The 16,977-nt window shown below is 58.8% G+C and carries 18 protein-coding genes; 13 read left to right on the plus strand and 5 right to left on the minus strand.

Annotated elements, in window-relative coordinates:
- Positions 1–118 precede the first annotated feature (118 nt).
- From GSQ91_RS18435 to udk, 7 genes are all read left to right on the plus strand, one after another.
- Positions 119–1,267 (plus strand): acyltransferase, encoded by a 1,149-nt coding sequence (locus GSQ91_RS18435; RefSeq protein ID WP_158823201.1) that lies wholly within the window; start codon positions 119–121, stop codon positions 1,265–1,267.
- Positions 1,268–1,313: 46 nt separating this feature from the next.
- The gene (locus GSQ91_RS18440) at positions 1,314–1,676 is read left to right on the plus strand and encodes a hypothetical protein (RefSeq protein ID WP_158823202.1); all 363 of its coding nucleotides are present in this window, start codon (positions 1,314–1,316) and stop codon (positions 1,674–1,676) included.
- 95 nt (positions 1,677–1,771) lie between these two features.
- Positions 1,772–3,028 carry a NupC/NupG family nucleoside CNT transporter gene (locus GSQ91_RS18445; RefSeq protein ID WP_158823203.1) on the plus strand — a complete coding sequence of 419 codons (1,257 nt, stop codon included), beginning with the start codon at positions 1,772–1,774 and terminating at the stop codon, positions 3,026–3,028.
- A 52-nt stretch (positions 3,029–3,080) separates the two neighbouring features.
- On the plus strand, positions 3,081–3,326 hold the full coding sequence (locus GSQ91_RS18450; RefSeq protein WP_158823204.1) for a type II toxin-antitoxin system ParD family antitoxin: 246 nt from the start codon (positions 3,081–3,083) through the stop codon (positions 3,324–3,326).
- Positions 3,327–3,644 (plus strand): type II toxin-antitoxin system RelE/ParE family toxin, encoded by a 318-nt coding sequence (locus tag GSQ91_RS26285; RefSeq protein ID WP_158823205.1) that lies wholly within the window; start codon positions 3,327–3,329, stop codon positions 3,642–3,644.
- Positions 3,641–4,501, plus strand: a complete 861-nt coding sequence (locus GSQ91_RS18460) for a purine-nucleoside phosphorylase (RefSeq protein ID WP_158823206.1) — start codon at positions 3,641–3,643, stop codon at positions 4,499–4,501. The genes GSQ91_RS26285 and GSQ91_RS18460 overlap by 4 nt, the downstream gene beginning before the upstream one ends.
- Complete coding sequence (udk, locus tag GSQ91_RS18465; protein ID WP_158823207.1) at positions 4,498–5,151, plus strand: uridine kinase; 654 nt, start codon at positions 4,498–4,500, stop codon at positions 5,149–5,151. The genes GSQ91_RS18460 and udk overlap by 4 nt, the downstream gene beginning before the upstream one ends.
- A 774-nt stretch (positions 5,152–5,925) precedes the next feature.
- Here udk and GSQ91_RS18470 read toward each other — a convergent pair.
- The 5 genes from GSQ91_RS18470 to GSQ91_RS18490 form a co-directional block, all read right to left on the minus strand.
- Positions 5,926–6,987: a deoxyhypusine synthase gene (locus GSQ91_RS18470; protein ID WP_158823208.1), complete on the minus strand. Its 1,062-nt coding sequence runs from the start codon at positions 6,985–6,987 to the stop codon at positions 5,926–5,928.
- A gap of 260 nt (positions 6,988–7,247) precedes the next feature.
- Positions 7,248–8,150, minus strand: coding sequence for an alpha/beta fold hydrolase (locus GSQ91_RS18475; protein ID WP_158823209.1), 903 nt, complete (start codon positions 8,148–8,150; stop codon positions 7,248–7,250).
- 33 nt (positions 8,151–8,183) lie between these two features.
- Positions 8,184–8,369, minus strand: a complete 186-nt coding sequence (locus GSQ91_RS18480; protein ID WP_158823210.1) for a hypothetical protein — start codon at positions 8,367–8,369, stop codon at positions 8,184–8,186.
- Positions 8,370–8,444: 75 nt separating this feature from the next.
- On the minus strand, positions 8,445–8,639 hold the full coding sequence (locus tag GSQ91_RS18485; RefSeq protein ID WP_158823211.1) for a helix-turn-helix transcriptional regulator: 195 nt from the start codon (positions 8,637–8,639) through the stop codon (positions 8,445–8,447).
- Positions 8,632–9,039 carry a hypothetical protein gene (locus tag GSQ91_RS18490; RefSeq protein WP_158823212.1) on the minus strand — a complete coding sequence of 136 codons (408 nt, stop codon included), beginning with the start codon at positions 9,037–9,039 and terminating at the stop codon, positions 8,632–8,634. The genes GSQ91_RS18485 and GSQ91_RS18490 overlap by 8 nt, the downstream gene beginning before the upstream one ends.
- Positions 9,040–9,231: 192 nt before the next feature.
- On the opposite strand from GSQ91_RS18490, the gene pncB reads away from it, so the two are divergent.
- From pncB to GSQ91_RS18520, 6 genes are all read left to right on the plus strand, one after another.
- Positions 9,232–10,542 carry a nicotinate phosphoribosyltransferase gene (pncB, locus tag GSQ91_RS18495; RefSeq protein ID WP_158823213.1) on the plus strand — a complete coding sequence of 437 codons (1,311 nt, stop codon included), beginning with the start codon at positions 9,232–9,234 and terminating at the stop codon, positions 10,540–10,542.
- A gap of 186 nt (positions 10,543–10,728) precedes the next feature.
- A complete protein-coding gene (locus tag GSQ91_RS18500; protein ID WP_158823214.1) occupies positions 10,729–11,670 on the plus strand; it encodes a S1/P1 nuclease in 942 nt (313 codons plus the stop codon).
- A 109-nt stretch (positions 11,671–11,779) separates the two neighbouring features.
- Complete coding sequence (pgm, locus tag GSQ91_RS18505; RefSeq protein WP_158823215.1) at positions 11,780–13,438, plus strand: phosphoglucomutase (alpha-D-glucose-1,6-bisphosphate-dependent); 1,659 nt, start codon at positions 11,780–11,782, stop codon at positions 13,436–13,438.
- A 178-nt stretch (positions 13,439–13,616) separates the two neighbouring features.
- Positions 13,617–14,687, plus strand: a complete 1,071-nt coding sequence (locus GSQ91_RS18510) for a VWA domain-containing protein (RefSeq protein WP_158823216.1) — start codon at positions 13,617–13,619, stop codon at positions 14,685–14,687.
- A 100-nt stretch (positions 14,688–14,787) separates the two neighbouring features.
- Positions 14,788–15,861 carry a hypothetical protein gene (locus tag GSQ91_RS18515; RefSeq protein WP_158823217.1) on the plus strand — a complete coding sequence of 358 codons (1,074 nt, stop codon included), beginning with the start codon at positions 14,788–14,790 and terminating at the stop codon, positions 15,859–15,861.
- Between the two features lie 92 nt (positions 15,862–15,953).
- On the plus strand, positions 15,954–16,844 hold the full coding sequence (locus GSQ91_RS18520) for a retroviral-like aspartic protease family protein (RefSeq protein WP_158823218.1): 891 nt from the start codon (positions 15,954–15,956) through the stop codon (positions 16,842–16,844).
- Positions 16,845–16,977: the final 133 nt, after the last annotated feature.

The following is a 16,977-nucleotide window of genomic DNA, read 5'->3' on the forward strand; positions in this document are numbered from 1 at the left end:
TCCGCCAATCCCAATCTGTCGGAGCGGAATCCACAATAAAATAAATATTCACAGGCATCATCTGTCCGCCACGGGGTAGTAATCTGAGCTTGCTCGGCACTCCGCGACTCCCCACAAAATGAAACTCACCGCCGCTCCCACCCGGCTCTTCGGCCTCGACACCCTCCGTGCGTTCGCCGTCACCATCGTCATGCTCTACCACCTTACGATCTTCGGCGAGCTGCCCTCGCGCCTCCGCATCGTCACTTCCTTCGGCTGGATGGGCGTTGACCTCTTCTTCGTCCTCAGCGGATTTCTCATTGGCCAGCAGGCGCTCAAACCCTACTTAACCCGGCAGCGGTTCTCCATCCCGGAGTTCTACCGTCGGCGCGCCTACCGCATCCTGCCCGCCTATCTCGTGGTGCTTGCACTTTACTTTCTCGTGCCCGGATGGCGAGAGGCTCCACGCCTCGCGCCGCTCTGGAAGTTCCTGACGTTCACCATGAACATCGGCTTTAGCTTTAACCGGCGAGCCTTCTCGCACGCCTGGTCGCTCTGCGTGGAAGAATATTTCTACCTCGTGTTACCGCTGCTCGTCGCGCTGTTGATGCGTCGTCCCTCGGCCCGCAAGACCGTAGCGGTACTCGCCTCCGTCGTCCTCTTCGGCATCGGTCTCCGCGCCTTTCTCATCACGCACTATCCCGACAAGGTCTGGACCGGCATCTACTACCCCACCTATACGCGTCTCGACGGCCTCCTCACCGGAGTCGCGCTCGCCATCGTTCGCACCTTCCGCCCAGCCTGGTGGCAAACCCTTATGCAGCGGGGACACACACTATTTCTCACCGGTATTGTCTGCGTCGGCAGTGTCATCTGGATGTTTCGCAACGATGACCTTGGCAACGACACCGGCTCCGCCATGTGGGGCGTGATCTTCGGCTTCCCGCTGCTCGCGCTTGGCCTCGGACTCATCACCGCTTCCAGCGTCAGCAGGAACGGCATCCTCGCTCGCGTAAGAGTTCCCGGCGCAGAAACTATAGCCACGCTCGCCTTCAGCCTCTACCTCACCCACAAGGCCGTCGGGAATCTCGTGATGCAGCACTTCCCTCGGATCACAGCACCGCAAGGTCCAGTGTCATGGCTGCTCTATGCCGTCACATGTCTCTTAGCGGCATTGCTGCTGCACGTCGCCGTCGAGCGTCCGTTCCTTCGCCTGCGCGACCGAGCCACGCGACGCAAACCCAACTCTGCGCTCGAAAACGAAATGCGTGAGGAGCCAGCGCTGTAATCCTGCAGCCGGGTAGTGCCTCAGTTTGGAGTAGTAGCATGACGGCATGCACTTGATTTGTCGGCACTGTTCAACCCGACTTTCAAATGAACTCAAGCTCGTTAGCCTTTCTCAGCGCAATGAAAACGTGGGCGAAGATTTACTTCTGCGCGGAACACTGATGCAGGATGATGGTGCGTGGTTTCACAAACGGAGCGGCGAATATATCGCCAACACCGAAGATGTAATCCAAACTCACCTAACCGATGACTACAAGCGTTTAAGCGGCTGCTGCGGTCTGGACGGCTGCGATGGCCCGAACTTGCAGTGCAATGGATGTGGGGCTTATGTGGCGACTAAGATGACGGACTGCTGGCGCTCTCATTGTGTCTTCTTCGATAAGGTAGCAACCGAAGCAATTTCAACCTGAGGCACTGCCTGCCGCCAAAATAAATAGCCCCCGTGCAGCCCGACCCGTTACACTTCCACAATCCAACAGATTCTGTTTGATCATCGGAGCACGCTTTGGGTCGTTTCACCGGACTTCTCGGACTTATCGTTTTTCTCGGACTCGCCTATGCCTTCTCCACCAACCGCCGCGCCATCCGCTGGCGGACGGTAGGCTGGGGCCTTGGGCTCCAGATCATCTTCGCCTTCCTGGTCATCAAGTGGACCTACGGACAACACATCCTCAGCTCCGTCTCCGGCGTCATCACCGGCCTCCTCGGCCACTCGGCCGACGGCTCTTCGCTTGTCTTCGGCTTTCTCGGCGCCCCCAAGAACGCGCTCAGCGTCTTCGCCTTCGCCGTGCTCCCCACCATCATCTTCGTCAGCGCCTTCTTCGCCATCCTCTACCACATCGGCCTCATGCAGCAGATCATTAAGGTCGTCGCCTGGGTCATGCAGTTCACCATGGGCACCTCCGGCGCCGAGTCCACCAACGTCGCCGCCAGCATCTTCATGGGCCAGACCGAAGCTCCACTGACCATTCGCCCCTTCCTCAGCGGCGCCACGCGCTCCGAGCTCATGACCATCATGACCTCCGGCATGGCCCACGTCTCCGGCGGAATCATGGCCGCCTATATCCTTTTTGGAATCAATGCAAAGGATCTACTCTCCGCCGTCATCATGACCGCCCCGGGCACCATCCTCGTCGCCAAGATGCTCGTGCCGGAGACCGAAGTTCCCGCAACCCGGGGCACCGTCAGCATGCCGCCCAGCGAGGAGCACAAGGACGAAAACTTCATCGGCGCCATCGCCCGTGGCACCATCGACGGTGGCCAGCTGGCCTTCAACGTCGCCATCATGCTGATCAGCTTCGTCGCCCTCGTCGGCCTCTTCAACGCCATCATGCTGGGCATATCGAACGCTGCATGGACGGTGCATCTGCCGGGTACGAACCACGGCATCCCCTTCCCGCACTCGCTCAACAATGTTCTCGGAGTCGTAGGAGCACCCGTAGCCTGGCTCATCGGCATCCCCTGGCACGAGGCCCCCGTCATCGGCAACCTCCTCGGCACCCGCACCATCATCAACGAGTTTCTCGCCTTCAACGAACTGGGCAAGATCAAGGCCACGCTCTCCCCCCGCACCTTTTCCATCGCCACCTTCGCGCTCTGCGGCTTCGCCAACGTCGGCTCCATCGGCATGCAGATCGGCGGCATCGGAGCCCTGGTTCCCAACCGCCGCAACGACCTCGCCAAACTCGGCCTGCGCGCCATGCTCGCCGGAACCATGGCAAATCTCATGTCCGCCAGCATCGTCTCCATGCTCATCAAGTGAATGTCAATCTTTGACATTTTTTGTTATCCTGATCGCTAGGAGGACCCTACCTATGAACGTCTCTCTAACCCCCGAGTTGGAACAATTTGTTGGCGACACCGTCGCCACCGGTCGCTTCAGCTCAGCCTCTGAGGTAGTCCGGGCAAGTCTGCGTATCTTTCAGGAAGAAGAACGCTGGAAGGAATACGCGCGCGCCAAAATCGCCAAAGGTCTTGAAGATGTAGCTGCGGGCAGAGTTGTGGACGGAGAAACCGCGATGAAACGAATCCGTAAGGCTGCTGCCGGAAAGTCAAGGTAGATGGCTCTTCCCTTCGACCTGACCGAAGACGCTGTTTACGATTTGGAAGAAGCGGTCGGTTATCTGGCCGCCGAGAATCCTCCCGCAGCGCTGAGACTAGCCGACGAACTCGAACAGACCTTCCTCTTTCTTGCTCAATGGCCATCAGCGGGGCATCGACGAGAAGACCTGATAGAGGAACCTGAACTCAGGTTCTGGTCGAACACAGATTATCTGATCGGATACTTTGGAAACCGATCTCCCATCCTCATCGTGTGCGTCCTTCACGGTTCTCGCGACGCAACCTCTATACTTGCTCCTCGTTTAGAACGCTTATGACCTTGATAGACCAATACACCCGTTGCTCCACCGCTGCCGACCACATCCGCTCGCTGCACGCGGCCAAGCCAACCCTCGGCATCATCCTCGGCTCGGGCCTCGGCAACTTCGCCTCCCAGGTAGAAGGCGCAACGACCATCCCCTACGCCGACATCCCTGGCTGGCCGCTCTCCACTGTAGCGGGCCACTCCGGCAAGCTCGTTCTCGGAACGATCGGCGGCGTCAACGTCGCCGTGATGCAGGGCCGCGTCCACGCCTATGAGGGCTACTCGATGGCCGAAGTCACCTTCCCCACCCGCGTGCTTGGACTGCTCGGCTGCACCGGCCTCATCGTCACCAACGCGGCAGGCGGCATCAACAAGAGCTATGGCCAGGGCGGCCTCGTCTGCATCTCCGACCACATCAACCTCACCGGCACCAACGCCGCACTCGGCCCCAACGATGCCCGTTTCGCCCGCGTCCCCTCCGCCGGCCAGCGCTTCTTCGACATGAGCACGGCCTACTCGCCGGCGCTCCGCCAGCTCGCACACACCGAAGCCGCCAAACAGAACACCCCTCTGCCCGAGGGCGTCTACCTCGCAGTGCTTGGCCCCAGCTACGAGACCCCCGCCGAGATTCGCGCCTTCCGCACCCTCGGCGCAGACCTTGTCGGTATGAGCACCGTGCATGAGGTCATCGTCGCCCGCCACATGGGCCTCGAAGTCCTCGGCCTCTCGCTGGTCACCAACATGGCGGCAGGTGTCCTGGACGAAGCCATCAACCACGAAGAGGTCATGGAGATCGGTAAACGCGTCGAAAAGCAGTTCACGGCACTCGTAAAGGCACTGATCCCACAGGTCGCCGCACAGATCGCATGACCATACAGGAACCCCACCGACAGCTCAGCCTCCCCCAGAAACCGATCATCCTCGGCATCGCCGGCTGCTCCGGCTCCGGCAAGACCACCCTCGCACGCGAACTCGCCTCCCAGCTCGAAGCAACGATCTTCCCACTCGACCTCTACTACTGCGACCTCTCGCATCTCCCTCCCGAGTCGCGCAGCGAACAAAACTTCGACCACCCGGACTCCCTGGAGAGCAAGCTCTTCATCGAGCATCTCCGCCGACTGGCCGAAGGCCATACCATCCAGCGGCCCATCTACGACTTCTCGCATCACACGCGCGTTGTAGGAACTTTTGATTCCGTCGCGCCCTCGCGGTTTGTTATCGTCGAAGGCATTCTCGCGTTGCACTATCCGGATCTCATCCCTCTCTACGACTTCAGCGTCTACGTCAATGCGCCAAACGAGATCTGCCTCAACCGCCGCATCTACCGCGACATGCGCGAGCGCGGCCGTACAGAAGAATCGGTACGAGCTCAGTTCGAGGCCACCGCCCGCCCGATGGCCGAGCTTTACGTCCTGCCCTCACAAACCCACGCCAACCTCATCGTCGAAGGCACCGACAACCTCGACTGGTCCATCGAACAAGTCCTCCGCGAACTCCGCAACCGTGGGCTGTTGAAGTAGCAAAAAGGTAACAATCCGGTGTCCCTTCAAAGAGGTAACAATCCGGGTGCCCCATCTTCGACGCGCGTCTTTTGCGCGGCTAAGGTGGGCATCGGGCGAACGCCCGACCGCTCCTGCCCATCTTTCCGTTTCCACGTATATATTTCACAGTAATAGGGGAAATGCTCTAGGCATACAATCTGTTTGTTAGCCTCTACTGGGAAATGATGACGACCCTGAACCTGGCTGGTAAAACCCTCACCACACTTCCTGCGAGTGCTTTTCCGAACTCGGCAGATATTTACGTTTGTGATAACTGTGGAAGAGATATTACAAAGCACCTTCATTCCGGTCGGGCCCACGTTTGGAGAGATATGGGGCCAAATCGCTACGAATGCCTCTGTGGCCAGAGATGTCTCACCGGCGCTACGGAGTGGGATCACCTGGGAGAATGGGAAAGAAGGAGACGCTCCAGAGAAACGCTGTGGCTGGGCATCTTATCCTCCACTCCGTTCTTGCTCGTAGGCCTTCTAATTTATCTTGCGGTGAAACACTCCACGGGAACGCTGATCGGAATATCCGCCTTTGTTGTGTGCCCCTTTCTTGTAGTGAACCTGCCGTTCTGGTTTAAAGTTGCTGGATCTATTTGGAGAACCCGATTCAGCAGCGGCATCAAAGCCAAACAGACATAAACCCGAATCCCATCTGGTAATAAACCAAGCACCATACATTTACAAAATCAAAAACGGCAGAGCCCAAAGGCCCTGCCGTCTTCTAAACGCTGAGCCCTCTGTCTTACGCCGTAACCGGCTCCAGCACCTGCGAGAACCGCTTACCCGTACGAGCAGCAGCCGCATTCTTGTGGAACGCATAACCAGTGATCAGCGGAACCGCAATCGTCGCCTCGGAGAACACCATCTGCTCATAGGTCAGGTCGACCTTACCCCACGAGCTGGCTTCCTTCAGCGTCGAACCCGAGAGCGCACCGTCGCGCGCATCGGCCACTGTGATCTGGATCGCGTACTTGTGCATCGAAGCCTCGACGCCAAGAATGTCCGCTGCCACCACAATGTCCTGCGCAAAGTTCTTCGGTACGCCGCCGCCGAGCATCAACAGGCCCGTCGTCGGGTTGGCGATCTTCAACTGCGTCAACTCGTAGAAGTCCTTAGCCGAGTCGATCGAAACCACCGGCTTGCCGCGGCGCGCATGCTGATGCGCCACCAGCCCGAAGCCCGCCGAGCAATCCGAGAACGCCGGACAGAAGATCGGCACGTCCTTCTCATACGCCGCCAGCACGACGGAATCGTTATTGCCGTTCTCCGGGGTGCGGCCATTCTCCTTCAGGTAGCGGCCCATCTCGGCGATGAACTCACGCGAGGAATAAGGACGCGTCTCCAAAGAGTTGGTAATCTTCTCGGTGACTTCGTCGCAAAGACGAAGCTCTTCTTCGTCGATGAACGTGTCGTAGATGCGATCGATCATCAACTCGCGCAACTCGGCATCGCCCCCGCCGTACTTGTACTCATCGCCCGCAATGTAGTGCTTGTAGCCGAGCGCCTCGAAGAAGTCCTGGTCGACGATGTTCGCACCGGTCGAGACAATGGCATCGACCATATTGTGACGCACCAGATCGACGATGACCTTCTGCAGGCCCGCCGAGACCATCGAACCGGCGAGGCAAAGAATGACGCCGCACTCGGTATCGCGCAGCATCATCTCATAGATGTTCGCCGCACGCGCCAGATCGCGCGAACTGAAAGCCATGTGCGCCATGGCATCGACCAGCGCGACAACGTTGTGCTGCTTGATGTCGATGTGCTGGATCTGCTGATTGAGGAGTTCTTTTTTCGTAGACATATCGTCTATTAGAATATCGTGTTTCGGCCAGTGAGAATGCGGCAATTCTGTAAATTTCCGGCGAGGTCCGGATCCCGTTTTTCGCCGTCATCCTGAGGCGTAGCCCCCAAAAGCTTGTCATTTCGACCGACCAACGGGAGCGGAGAAACCCCTCGATGCAGAGCGTGATGCAAATGTTTGTGGCGCGCTCTGCATCAAGAAACCCCTGTATTTCACGGCTGCTTGTACTACCGAAGAAGCCAAGGGACACGGGTCTTTCACTACTTCAGAAACCCCTCCACCGCCGTATCCAGCTTCTCCGGCTGGTCATACATAATGAAGTGCCGCGAGTCGTCGATCCGCACCAGCTTCGTATTCGGCTTCGGGGCATACGCCGTCGTATAGATCGTATCCACCTTCGCCGGGTCGGGTCCCTGCGCCGTGGCATCGTACGGATAGAGCATGAGCGTCGGCGTCTTGATCGTCGCCATATCGCCGCGCAGGTCGGTCTGCAGATCCTCATACATTGCGTTGGCAAACACCGTACGGTCGCTCGCGATCGAACTTGCCACAACCAGTTTCTGTCCGTCCGCATTCTTTACCATCGCCGCCGCCATGGTCGGCTGCATCGCCGCAAACTGATCGGCCGGCGCGGCAATCAACTGCTGCCGTATCGCATCCGCCTGCGGTTTAACCGTCTCTACCGTAGCCGCAGGGTTGAATACCACCGCATAGAAGGGCAACGAGTCCACAATAATCAGCTTGCTCACATCCTCAGGATGCTTGTCGGCCAGCATCAACGTCAGCAGCCCACCCAACGAATGTCCCATCACCGCCGGGTGAATCTTCGTCGCGACAATATAAGCGTGCAGCTCCTCAACCACCGGTACAAGGAACGCACCCGTCGCATTCGGCCCGGCAGGAGCACCGGCAAAGCCATCGATCTGCACAACGTGCAGCCGGTAGTTAGGAGCCAGCAGCTTGGCCTCCCCATCCCAAACAGCCTTTGAGCTTGCGAGCCCTGGGATCAGCACAACATCCGGCTTGCCCACCGTACCGGCATCCGTAATGGTGAAGCGTGTTGGCGTGAACGGTTTCGTTGCCTGCCCATGAGACGGCGCACACAGCAGAGCGATACCACCCAGAACAAAGGCGAGCGTAACGAGAAGACGGAGGATTTTCATAAATTGGTTTCCTTCTAGGATGGAAAAAGTTCGCTATAAACCGCGGCGTTGCTTGTGTGCAGCTAAGAACATCGACGCCATATACGCGAGTATTCCTGCGATACGCAAGATATGGTCCCACGGTCTTTCATTCACCACATACTGGGCCATCATGAAGAACAAAATAGCGGCATAGGCCACGCGCAACTCAGACGACCACTTGCGATCGAGACTCATCATTTCCCTACTCCTTAGCGTGATAGATTCACAACCTGATCGTTAGTGGAACGTGTCAGCAAAGCAACCTGACATTTGTCACACATCGTCCTGGAAGATCTCTTCAATCCGCTGCCCAAACAGCCGCGCCAATTTGAACGCCAGCGGCAGCGACGGATCATACTTCCCCGTCTCAATCGCGTTCACACTCTGCCGTGAGACCTCCAGCTTGTCCGCCAGATCTGCCTGCGACCATGCGCGCTCGGCCCGCAGCACGCGCAGACGGTTATTCATCGGCAGGTACCCGGTTCGCAACACGATACGAGAGCTTCGCGGCAAGCGCGAAAACGTAGAGCGCAAAGAGCTCGCTGAACGGAAAGAACTGGCCCTTCCAACCGAAGATGTGCAGAAAGCCAGAGAACAGGTTCGCGATCACCATGCCTGCGGTACCCCACAGAAGACAGCGAACAACGAGATCACGCTTGTATTCATCCTTTTCGTTCCGCAAATATTGGCCCGTCAGGGATATAGCGCCGAGGAACGGGAGCACCGGGAGGGCCGCCAGCACCCATAGCACGATGCCTGTGGGATGGATCCGATAGGCAACAAAATCGACGACGGAAAACAAAACAAGGTAACCACTCATCACGATCAAATTCCGCCTCATGTACTTCCGTGCTGCAGGACTCTTCATGTCTTGCTTCCTTTCCTTTATGACAAGCAAACTTTACGACAAGTCTCCTTGTCACGTCAAGCCTCTTTTGCGAAAAATCATCTTTTACGGCAAAGCCCAACAGAATGCGCGGCTCTCCCTCAAGATTGCCGGCTTATAAATCTTCAAGACGATTTGGTTTCCCGCTCACACCTGATTACGCTTAGAGGTGACATGAACGTCAACTTCGCCGAGCGCGCTCACAACCACAACTGGAAACTCGATCCCATCGTGCGTTCGCTGCTCGATACAGACTTCTACAAACTGCTGATGCTGCAGTTCATCTGGAAGAACTTCCCCACAATCCCCGTGACCAGCGAGATCTACAACCGCACCGTAAAAGTCCGGCTGGCCGACCGCATCTCCGCAGTCGCTCTGCGCGAGCAACTGGAGCACGTACGCGGCCTCCGCTATCGCCGGTCGGAACTCGTATGGCTGGCCGGCAACACCTTCTACGGCGTACGTCAGATCTTCCAGCCAGACTTTCTCGAATGGCTCGAGAACGACTTCCGCCTCAGCGATTACGAAATCCACGAGCAGGACGGCCAACTTGTCATCCGCTTCTCCGGCCTGTGGACCGAAGTCACCATGTGGGAGGTCTACTCGCTCGCCATCGTCAGCGAGATGAAGACACGCGCCGCCCTGGCGGATCTCTCCGAACTGGAACTCGATGTGCTCTACGCGCGCGCCAAGACGCGCCTCTGGAACAAGATCGAAAAACTGCGCGCCGTCGCAGGCCTGCGTCTCTCCGACTTCGGCACCCGCCGCCGCCACAGCTTTCTCTGGCAGGAGTACGCCGTCGAAGCGCTCTCCTCCGCGCTGGGCAGCCGGCTTAGCGGCACCTCGAACACAGCGCTCGCCTACAAGCACAACCTCGAAGCCATCGGCACCAACGCGCATGAACTTCCAATGGCCATGGCCGCTATCGCCTCGCGCGGTTCCGACGAAGACCTGCGCCTCTCGCAGTACAAGGTGCTCGAACTCTGGCAGCGCAGCTATGGCGGCGAGTTGCTCATCACGTTGCCCGACACCTTCGGCACAACGCAGTTTCTCCAGGGCGCACCCGATTGGGCGACTCGCTGGACCGGTGAACGCGCCGATTCCAAGGACCCCTTTATCGCCGGCGACGAGTACATCGCATGGCTGGTGCAACGCGGCCAGGACCCGCGCACCAAACGTTTCATCGCCAGCGACGGTCTTGACGTCGACACCATCATCGGCCTGCACAACTACTTCAATGGCCGCATTCGCTTCAGCGCCGGCTGGGGCACGCTGCTGACCAACGATTTTCGCAACTGCCACCCCCGCGGCGAAGACACCTTCGAGCCCATCAGCCTGGTCTGCAAAGTCACCAGCGCCGACGGCCGCCCCACGGTCAAGCTCTCCGACAACGCCAGCAAGGCCACCGGCCCCATCGAAGAGATCGCCCGCTACCGCCGCGTCTTCGGCAGCCCCGTCCTAGCCAAGGAGCCGGTACTGGTCTAGCTTTTGTTCTTGCCTTTGTCTGTTTTCGTCGTTGTCTGTTTTCGCTGTTGTTTGTTTTCGCTGTTGTCTGTTTTTCGTCGTCATCCTGAAGCGTAGCTGAAGGACCCCCGCATTTCGTGTTGCCGCGGGTCCGTCAGTAGGCAACGCAACTCCATCTACCTACCTTCAATCCGTATACTGCCCATTATGCAAAAGCTCTCCACCTTCACCCGCGCCGCCGTCGCGTCAGCCCTCATCAGCGTCCTCGCCTCACAACCCGCGTGGGCGTGGGGTTCGGATGGACATCGCATGATCAATCGTCTGGCCGCACAATATCTGCCTGCCGACGTACCTGCCTTCCTGCATAACGGCAATGCTCTCGACACCATGGACTACCTCGGCCCCGAGCCTGATCGCTGGCGTCAGCGCGACGCCGAACCTGAACTCGTCGCCACCCAGGCACCCGATCACTTCATCGACATGGAGTACGCCGATCTCGTCGGCACCTTCCCCAAGGCGCGTTACGACTTCATCCGCGTTCTCGCGGCCGCACAGCTCAAGCACCCCGATCTTCCACTCACACCCGAGAAGGTCGGCATGCAGCCCTGGCAGGTCGAAGAGGTCTGGCAGCGCCTGAAGGTCGACTTCCGCGAGTACCGCAAGCTGGTCGCTGCAAACAAAGACACCGCTCCGGTGCAGACTGCAATCCTCTTCAACGCAGCCTGGCTCGGCCACTACGTCGGCGACGGCTCACAGCCGCTGCACACCACCATCCAGTACAACGGCTGGACCGGCCCCAACCCCAACGGCTACACCACCGACCACAAGATTCACTCGCTCTTCGAGAGCGTCTACGTCAGCGCTAACATCAAGCCCGCCGACGTCGCACCGCTGGTCGCCGCCACGCAGCCCAAAACGATCGACGATGAGTGGACCAACTATCTCGACTACCTGCGCCACACCAACTCGCTCGTAGAAAAGACCTACCAGCTCGAAAAGGCCGGTGGCTTCACCGACGCCGGCACACCGGAAGCAAAAGCCTTCACCGAAGAGCGCATCGCCGCCGGAGCCATCGAACTCCGCGACCTGATCTACTCCGCCTGGGTCCACAGCGCCGACCCCGTGCAGGAATACCACGGACCACAATAGACAGGAAACAGTTAACAGGAAACAGCAAACAGGCCGGCATTAGCCGGCTTTTCCTGTCCATTCTGTTTCCTGTTTGCTGTTTCCTGTTTGCTGCCTCTATCCTTTGCTCATGTCCACCGAAGCACCGCTTAACACCCCAGGCCACCTCTCCTCTCCCGATAAGCTCGTCAACCTGCCCCGCCTCGTAACAGCGTTCTACGCCAACCATCCCGATCCAGAGAACCCGGCACAGCGCGTCAGCTTCGGCACCAGTGGGCATCGCGGATCGTCGCTGAACTCCAGCTTCAACTACGGACACATCCTCGCCATCACCCAGGCCATCTGCGAGTTCCGCGCTGAGCAGAAAACTAACGGCCCGCTCTTCCTCGCACAGGACACTCACGCTCTCTCCGAGCCCGCCTTCACAACCGCGCTGGAGGTGCTCGCCGCCAACGGCGTGACCGTGATGATCGACAAGGACCTCGGCTACACACCAACCCCCGTGCTCTCGCACGCGATCCTTGAATACAACGGCAGCGGAGCAAAAGAACGCGCCGACGGCATCGTCATCACGCCCAGCCACAATCCACCCGAGGACGGCGGCTTCAAGTACAACCCACCCAACGGCGGCCCCGCCGACACGAGCGCAACCAAGTGGATTGAGAACCGTGCCAATGAACTCATCGCAGCCAAACTGCAGGGCGTCAGGCGCCTCTCGTTGGCAAAGGCTCTCGCCGCAGAGACGACACATCGCCACGACTTCATTACCGCCTACGTCAACGACCTCGCCAACGTCATCGACTTCGAAGCGCTGAATGGCACAGCCCTCAAACTAGCGGTCGACCCGCTCGGCGGCGCAGGCGTCCACTATTGGCCGCGCATCGCAGAGCAATATAAATTGCCTCTCGAAATTCTTAACCCCTACGTCGATCCAACCTTCCGCTTCATGACACTCGACTGGGACGGTCGCATTCGCATGGACTGCTCGTCACCCAACGCGATGGCCAGCGTAATCCATTTGCTCGCGGACAATGACAAGCTCGACCTTGCGTGGGCCTGCGACACCGACCACGACCGCCACGGTATTGTCACGCGGTCCTCAGGCCTGCTCAATCCCAACCACTATCTGGCCGTCTGCATTCAATATCTCTTCACGCACCGGCCACAGTGGTCGGCGCAGGTCGGCATCGGCAAGACACTCGTCTCGTCGAGCATCATCGACCGCGTGGCCAAGGGCCTCAACCGCCCGATGCTCGAAGTCCCCGTAGGCTTCAAGTGGTTCGTCGACGGCCTCATCGGAGGCCAGCTCGGCTTCGTCGGCGAAGAATCCGCCGGCGCAACCTTCTTGCGCCGCGACGGCACCGTCTGGACCACCGACAAAGATGGCCTCATCCTCGGCCTGCTGGCCGCCGAGATGACCGCCCGCACCGGTAAAGATCCCGGTCAGCACTACAACGAACTCACCGCCAAGTACGGCGCGCCGGTCTACCAGCGCATCGACGCGCCAGCCACCAAGGAAGAAAAAGCCAAGCTGGGCAAGCTCTCTCCCTCCCAGGTCACGGCAACCTCACTGGCAGGCGAACCCATCACCGCGATCCTCACCGAAGCCCCCGGCAACAAAGCCAGCATCGGAGGCCTGAAGGTCACCACCGAAAACGGCTGGTTCGCCGCCCGCCCCTCCGGCACAGAAGACGTCTACAAGATCTACGCCGAAAGCTTCAACGGAGCAGATCACCTGAAAGAAATTCAAGCCGAAGCCAAAGCCTTAGTCAGCGCCGCCATCGCCTAATCCCTCCCCCAACCGGGTGGGAAACACAACTGGGTGCCCCATCTTCGGCGCGTTTTTTGCGCCTAAGGTGGGCAGGAGCGGTAGCGCGACCGCTCCTGCCCCTGCAAGTCCCGCAACGTCTCTTTATCAAAGGCCAGGCAGTCGTTTCGCACTTCCATTCGTCCTACGATGGAAGGCCATGCAAAACATTCCCGAGCTCCGTGACCGTCTCCCTCTCGCCCGAGAAGCATGCGTTCTGCTCGCACTCGCCTTGCCCGCCGCAGCCCTGTCCCAAAACCCAACTCCCAGCAACGCCCCAACCGCACCCTCCATCACCACAACCTCAACCCTGGTCATCGTGCCTGCGCTTGTCCGCGATTCATCCGGCCAGCTCCTCCACACCCTCCACGCCTCCGACTTCCTGCTCACCGATAACGGCGTTGCGCAGCACGTCTCTCTCGAAGAAACCGAGCACCAGCCACTCTCCGTCGTCGTCCTCCTGCAGACCGGCGGGGCTGCCGCACGGCAGTTCCCCAGTTACGCCAAACTGGGCACGATGCTCTCCTACATGATGAACGACTCCCCACACCACATCGCGATGGTTACCTTCGACAGCCAGCCCGAATACCTCTGGGACTTCACCAAAAACGTCGCTGACCTCGACGATGGTTTCACCCAGCCCGATCCCGGCGACGATGGTGCAGCGATCCTCGACGCCGTCAGCCAGGGCATAGATCTCCTAAAGCAGCAGCCTCCTGAAACGCGCCGCATTCTCATCCTCGTCAGCCAGACCCACGACGAGGGTAGCCGCGCCCGCGCTGAAGACATCGTCCGCAGCCTCGGCGAGAACAACATCACCATCGAGTGCCTCACCTTCTCCCCGGAGAAAGCCTGGCTGAAAGACCAGTTCACTCAGCCACGTCACGAAAACGCGCCCTACCAAATGTCGCCCGATCATCCGCCGATCATGGGAACCTTCGATCTCGGTGCACCTCTTAGCATCGCACTCAAGGCCATGCGCGCAGACACCTCTGCCAACGTCGCTAAACTCTCGGGTGGCGAAGCCCTGCCGTTCGGATCAAAAGCCGAACTCGAACAGCAATTCGCTCTGCTCGCAAATCACTTTGCGAGTAGCTACACGCTCAGCTTCCGCCCGAGTTCGAAGCAGCCCGGCTTTCATTCCCTGCAGCTTCGCATCGCCGGCCAACCCGGCCTGAAGATCTCGGCTCGCAGCAGTTACTGGGCGACAGACCCCAGCGCCACGAAGTAATCCTCTGCCCGACCACTCCCACCCGTACAAACTTCGCCGCGTCTTTGTTATTAGAGCAGGTAGTCGTTTCATGCTTCCATTCGTCCTACGATGGAAGGCCATGCAGAACGCTACCGATCTCAGCACCCGTCGTCCTCCCGCCCGAGAAGCATGCGTTCTCCTGCTGGCACTCACGTTGCCCATCGCAGCCCTGTCCCAAAACCCAGCTCCCGCGAACGCCCCAACCTCGCCCTCCATCACCACCACTTCAACGCTGGTCATCGTGCCTGCGCTTGTCCGTGATGCATCAGGCCAGCTTCTCCACACCCTCCACGCCTCTGACTTCCAGCTCACCGACAACGGCGTTGCACAGCATATCTCTCTCGAGGACACCGAACACCAGCCGCTCTCCGTCGTCGTTCTCCTGCAGACCGGCGGAGCGGCTGCACGGCAGTTCCCCAGTTACGCCAAACTGGGCACGATGCTCTCCTACATGATGGGCGACGTCCCACACCATATCGCGATGGTCAGCTTCGACAGCCAGCCCGAATACCTCTGGGACTTCACCAAAAACATCGCCGACCTCGAAGATGGGTTCGCTCATCCCGATTCAGGAGACAGTGGCGCCGCTATCCTCGACGCTGTCAACAAGGGCATCGACCTTCTCCGGCAGCAACCCCCTGAAACGCGCCGCATTCTTATCCTCGTCAGCCAGACCCACGACGACGGCAGTCGCGCCCGCGCCGAAGACATCATCCGCAGTCTCGGCGAAAACAACATCACCATCGAGTGCCTTACCTTTTTTCCGGAGAAGGCCTGGCTAAAAGACCAGTTCACGAAACCGCTCAACGAAAACCCGCTCTACCAACTGGGTCCCAATGGTCCGTGGCTCCTCCATACCATCAATCTCAGCGGGCCTCTTAGTATGGCGATCAAGGCCATGCGCACAGACACCTCTGCCACGATCGCCACACTCTCCGGTGGCGAATCCCTGCCATTCACCTCAAAAGCAGAACTAGAACAACAATTCACACTGCTCGCAAATCACTTTGCCAGTAGCTACACGCTCAGCTTCCGTCCGAGTTCGAAGCAGCCCGGCTTTCATTCCCTGCAGCTTCGCATCGCCAGTCAAGCCGGCCTGCAGGTATCCGCTCGCAGCAGTTACTGGGCATCAGACCCCAGCGCCACGAAGTAATCCTCTGCCCACCTATTGCCTGGAATGGGCGAGCCTCACACGCGCTAAAGGTGTCAGGTCTTGGCTATCATTCCAATCAGTAGGAGATACCCATGAGAAGTTCCACGTTCGTACTGATCCTCGGCGCGCTTTTCTGTGCAAGGATGGCTGCACAAGTGCCGCTCTCTCCCGCTGGCGATGGCCACCTTACCGTTCCTGTTGCAGTCAATGGATCCGGCGCATTCCCCTTCATACTCGATACCGGAGCGGATGGGACCGCGGTGTATCACTGGTTTGCCGAGCAGCAGCACTTCCCTCCCGGCAAATCGGAAGAGTTGGTAGGGCAGACCGGAAATTCTCTTGTGTCAACGTACAAATTGAAGTCGATCACCCTGGATGGCCGAAGCCTTCGCGATGTCGTCGCGGACGAGCTTTCGAATAGACACGACGAGGGCAAGCAGGCCGGCATCGCCGGCAACGACATCATGGATGGAGCCATTGCCATCTTTGATTTCCCCTGCCACACCGTTCAGTTGATTCCGAAACCCCTCGACATGCGCAAGTTGCTGGGTGGCAACATACTCCCCGTACAGGCAGGGCCGGTGAAAGAAGGAACAGAGTTGACATTGCCTGTCACGATAAACGGCGTGAAAGGGCTAGCGGTGTTGGATACCGGTTCCAGAGATACGCGCATCAACTCGAAGTTTGCGGCCGCAGCGGGCATCGATCCCACGTCTGCGGATTTCAAGGTTGCAGACGTGATCTATGGATCGACCTCAAAGGCAATGCCTTCGAAAGTAGGTCCACTTGGCACGATAGCCTTCGCCGGACTTGAAGTTCGGAACGTTCGCGGCAGGGTGATGGATCTCTCCAGTTACGAAACCTTCGGTATGGCGGATGCACCCGCGATGACGCTCGGAGCAGATGTGATGGGCGGATTTAAGTTGATCTACGATCACCAGGAAAAACGCGTATGGTTTCAGCCATCCACCTGCACCCACTGAGAGCACGTCCCAGCTATCGAGTAGGTTTAATAGGAATTCCGAGACGGATCCACGAAACAATTTCTGAAGGCTTTGCATCCCCGGTTGCCGTAGGATAGGGTGGAAAACACTCAATCCGTACCGCACCTAAGGA

Origin of the sequence: Granulicella sp. S156, from assembly GCF_009766105.1 — a bacterium.
In the GTDB taxonomy this organism is placed as follows: Bacteria; Acidobacteriota; Terriglobia; order Terriglobales; family Acidobacteriaceae; genus Granulicella.

What these genes read in the sequence shown, in the direction of transcription:
- GSQ91_RS18435 (WP_158823201.1), top strand. Translation starts at nt 119, where the DNA reads ATGAAACTCACCGCCGCTCCCACCCGGCTCTTCGGCCTCGACACCCTC.
- GSQ91_RS18440 (WP_158823202.1), top strand. Translation starts at nt 1,314, where the DNA reads ATGCACTTGATTTGTCGGCACTGTTCAACCCGACTTTCAAATGAACTC.
- GSQ91_RS18450 (WP_158823204.1), top strand. Translation starts at nt 3,081, where the DNA reads ATGAACGTCTCTCTAACCCCCGAGTTGGAACAATTTGTTGGCGACACC.
- GSQ91_RS26285 (WP_158823205.1), top strand. Translation starts at nt 3,327, where the DNA reads ATGGCTCTTCCCTTCGACCTGACCGAAGACGCTGTTTACGATTTGGAA.
- GSQ91_RS18460 (WP_158823206.1), top strand. Translation starts at nt 3,641, where the DNA reads ATGACCTTGATAGACCAATACACCCGTTGCTCCACCGCTGCCGACCAC.
- udk (WP_158823207.1), top strand. Translation starts at nt 4,498, where the DNA reads ATGACCATACAGGAACCCCACCGACAGCTCAGCCTCCCCCAGAAACCG.
- GSQ91_RS18470 (WP_158823208.1), bottom strand. Translation starts at nt 6,987, where the DNA reads ATGTCTACGAAAAAAGAACTCCTCAATCAGCAGATCCAGCACATCGAC.
- GSQ91_RS18475 (WP_158823209.1), bottom strand. Translation starts at nt 8,150, where the DNA reads ATGAAAATCCTCCGTCTTCTCGTTACGCTCGCCTTTGTTCTGGGTGGT.
- GSQ91_RS18480 (WP_158823210.1), bottom strand. Translation starts at nt 8,369, where the DNA reads ATGATGAGTCTCGATCGCAAGTGGTCGTCTGAGTTGCGCGTGGCCTAT.
- GSQ91_RS18485 (WP_158823211.1), bottom strand. Translation starts at nt 8,639, where the DNA reads ATGAATAACCGTCTGCGCGTGCTGCGGGCCGAGCGCGCATGGTCGCAG.
- GSQ91_RS18490 (WP_158823212.1), bottom strand. Translation starts at nt 9,039, where the DNA reads ATGAAGAGTCCTGCAGCACGGAAGTACATGAGGCGGAATTTGATCGTG.
- pncB (WP_158823213.1), top strand. Translation starts at nt 9,232, where the DNA reads ATGAACGTCAACTTCGCCGAGCGCGCTCACAACCACAACTGGAAACTC.
- GSQ91_RS18500 (WP_158823214.1), top strand. Translation starts at nt 10,729, where the DNA reads ATGCAAAAGCTCTCCACCTTCACCCGCGCCGCCGTCGCGTCAGCCCTC.
- pgm (WP_158823215.1), top strand. Translation starts at nt 11,780, where the DNA reads ATGTCCACCGAAGCACCGCTTAACACCCCAGGCCACCTCTCCTCTCCC.
- GSQ91_RS18510 (WP_158823216.1), top strand. Translation starts at nt 13,617, where the DNA reads ATGCAAAACATTCCCGAGCTCCGTGACCGTCTCCCTCTCGCCCGAGAA.
- GSQ91_RS18515 (WP_158823217.1), top strand. Translation starts at nt 14,788, where the DNA reads ATGCAGAACGCTACCGATCTCAGCACCCGTCGTCCTCCCGCCCGAGAA.
- GSQ91_RS18520 (WP_158823218.1), top strand. Translation starts at nt 15,954, where the DNA reads ATGAGAAGTTCCACGTTCGTACTGATCCTCGGCGCGCTTTTCTGTGCA.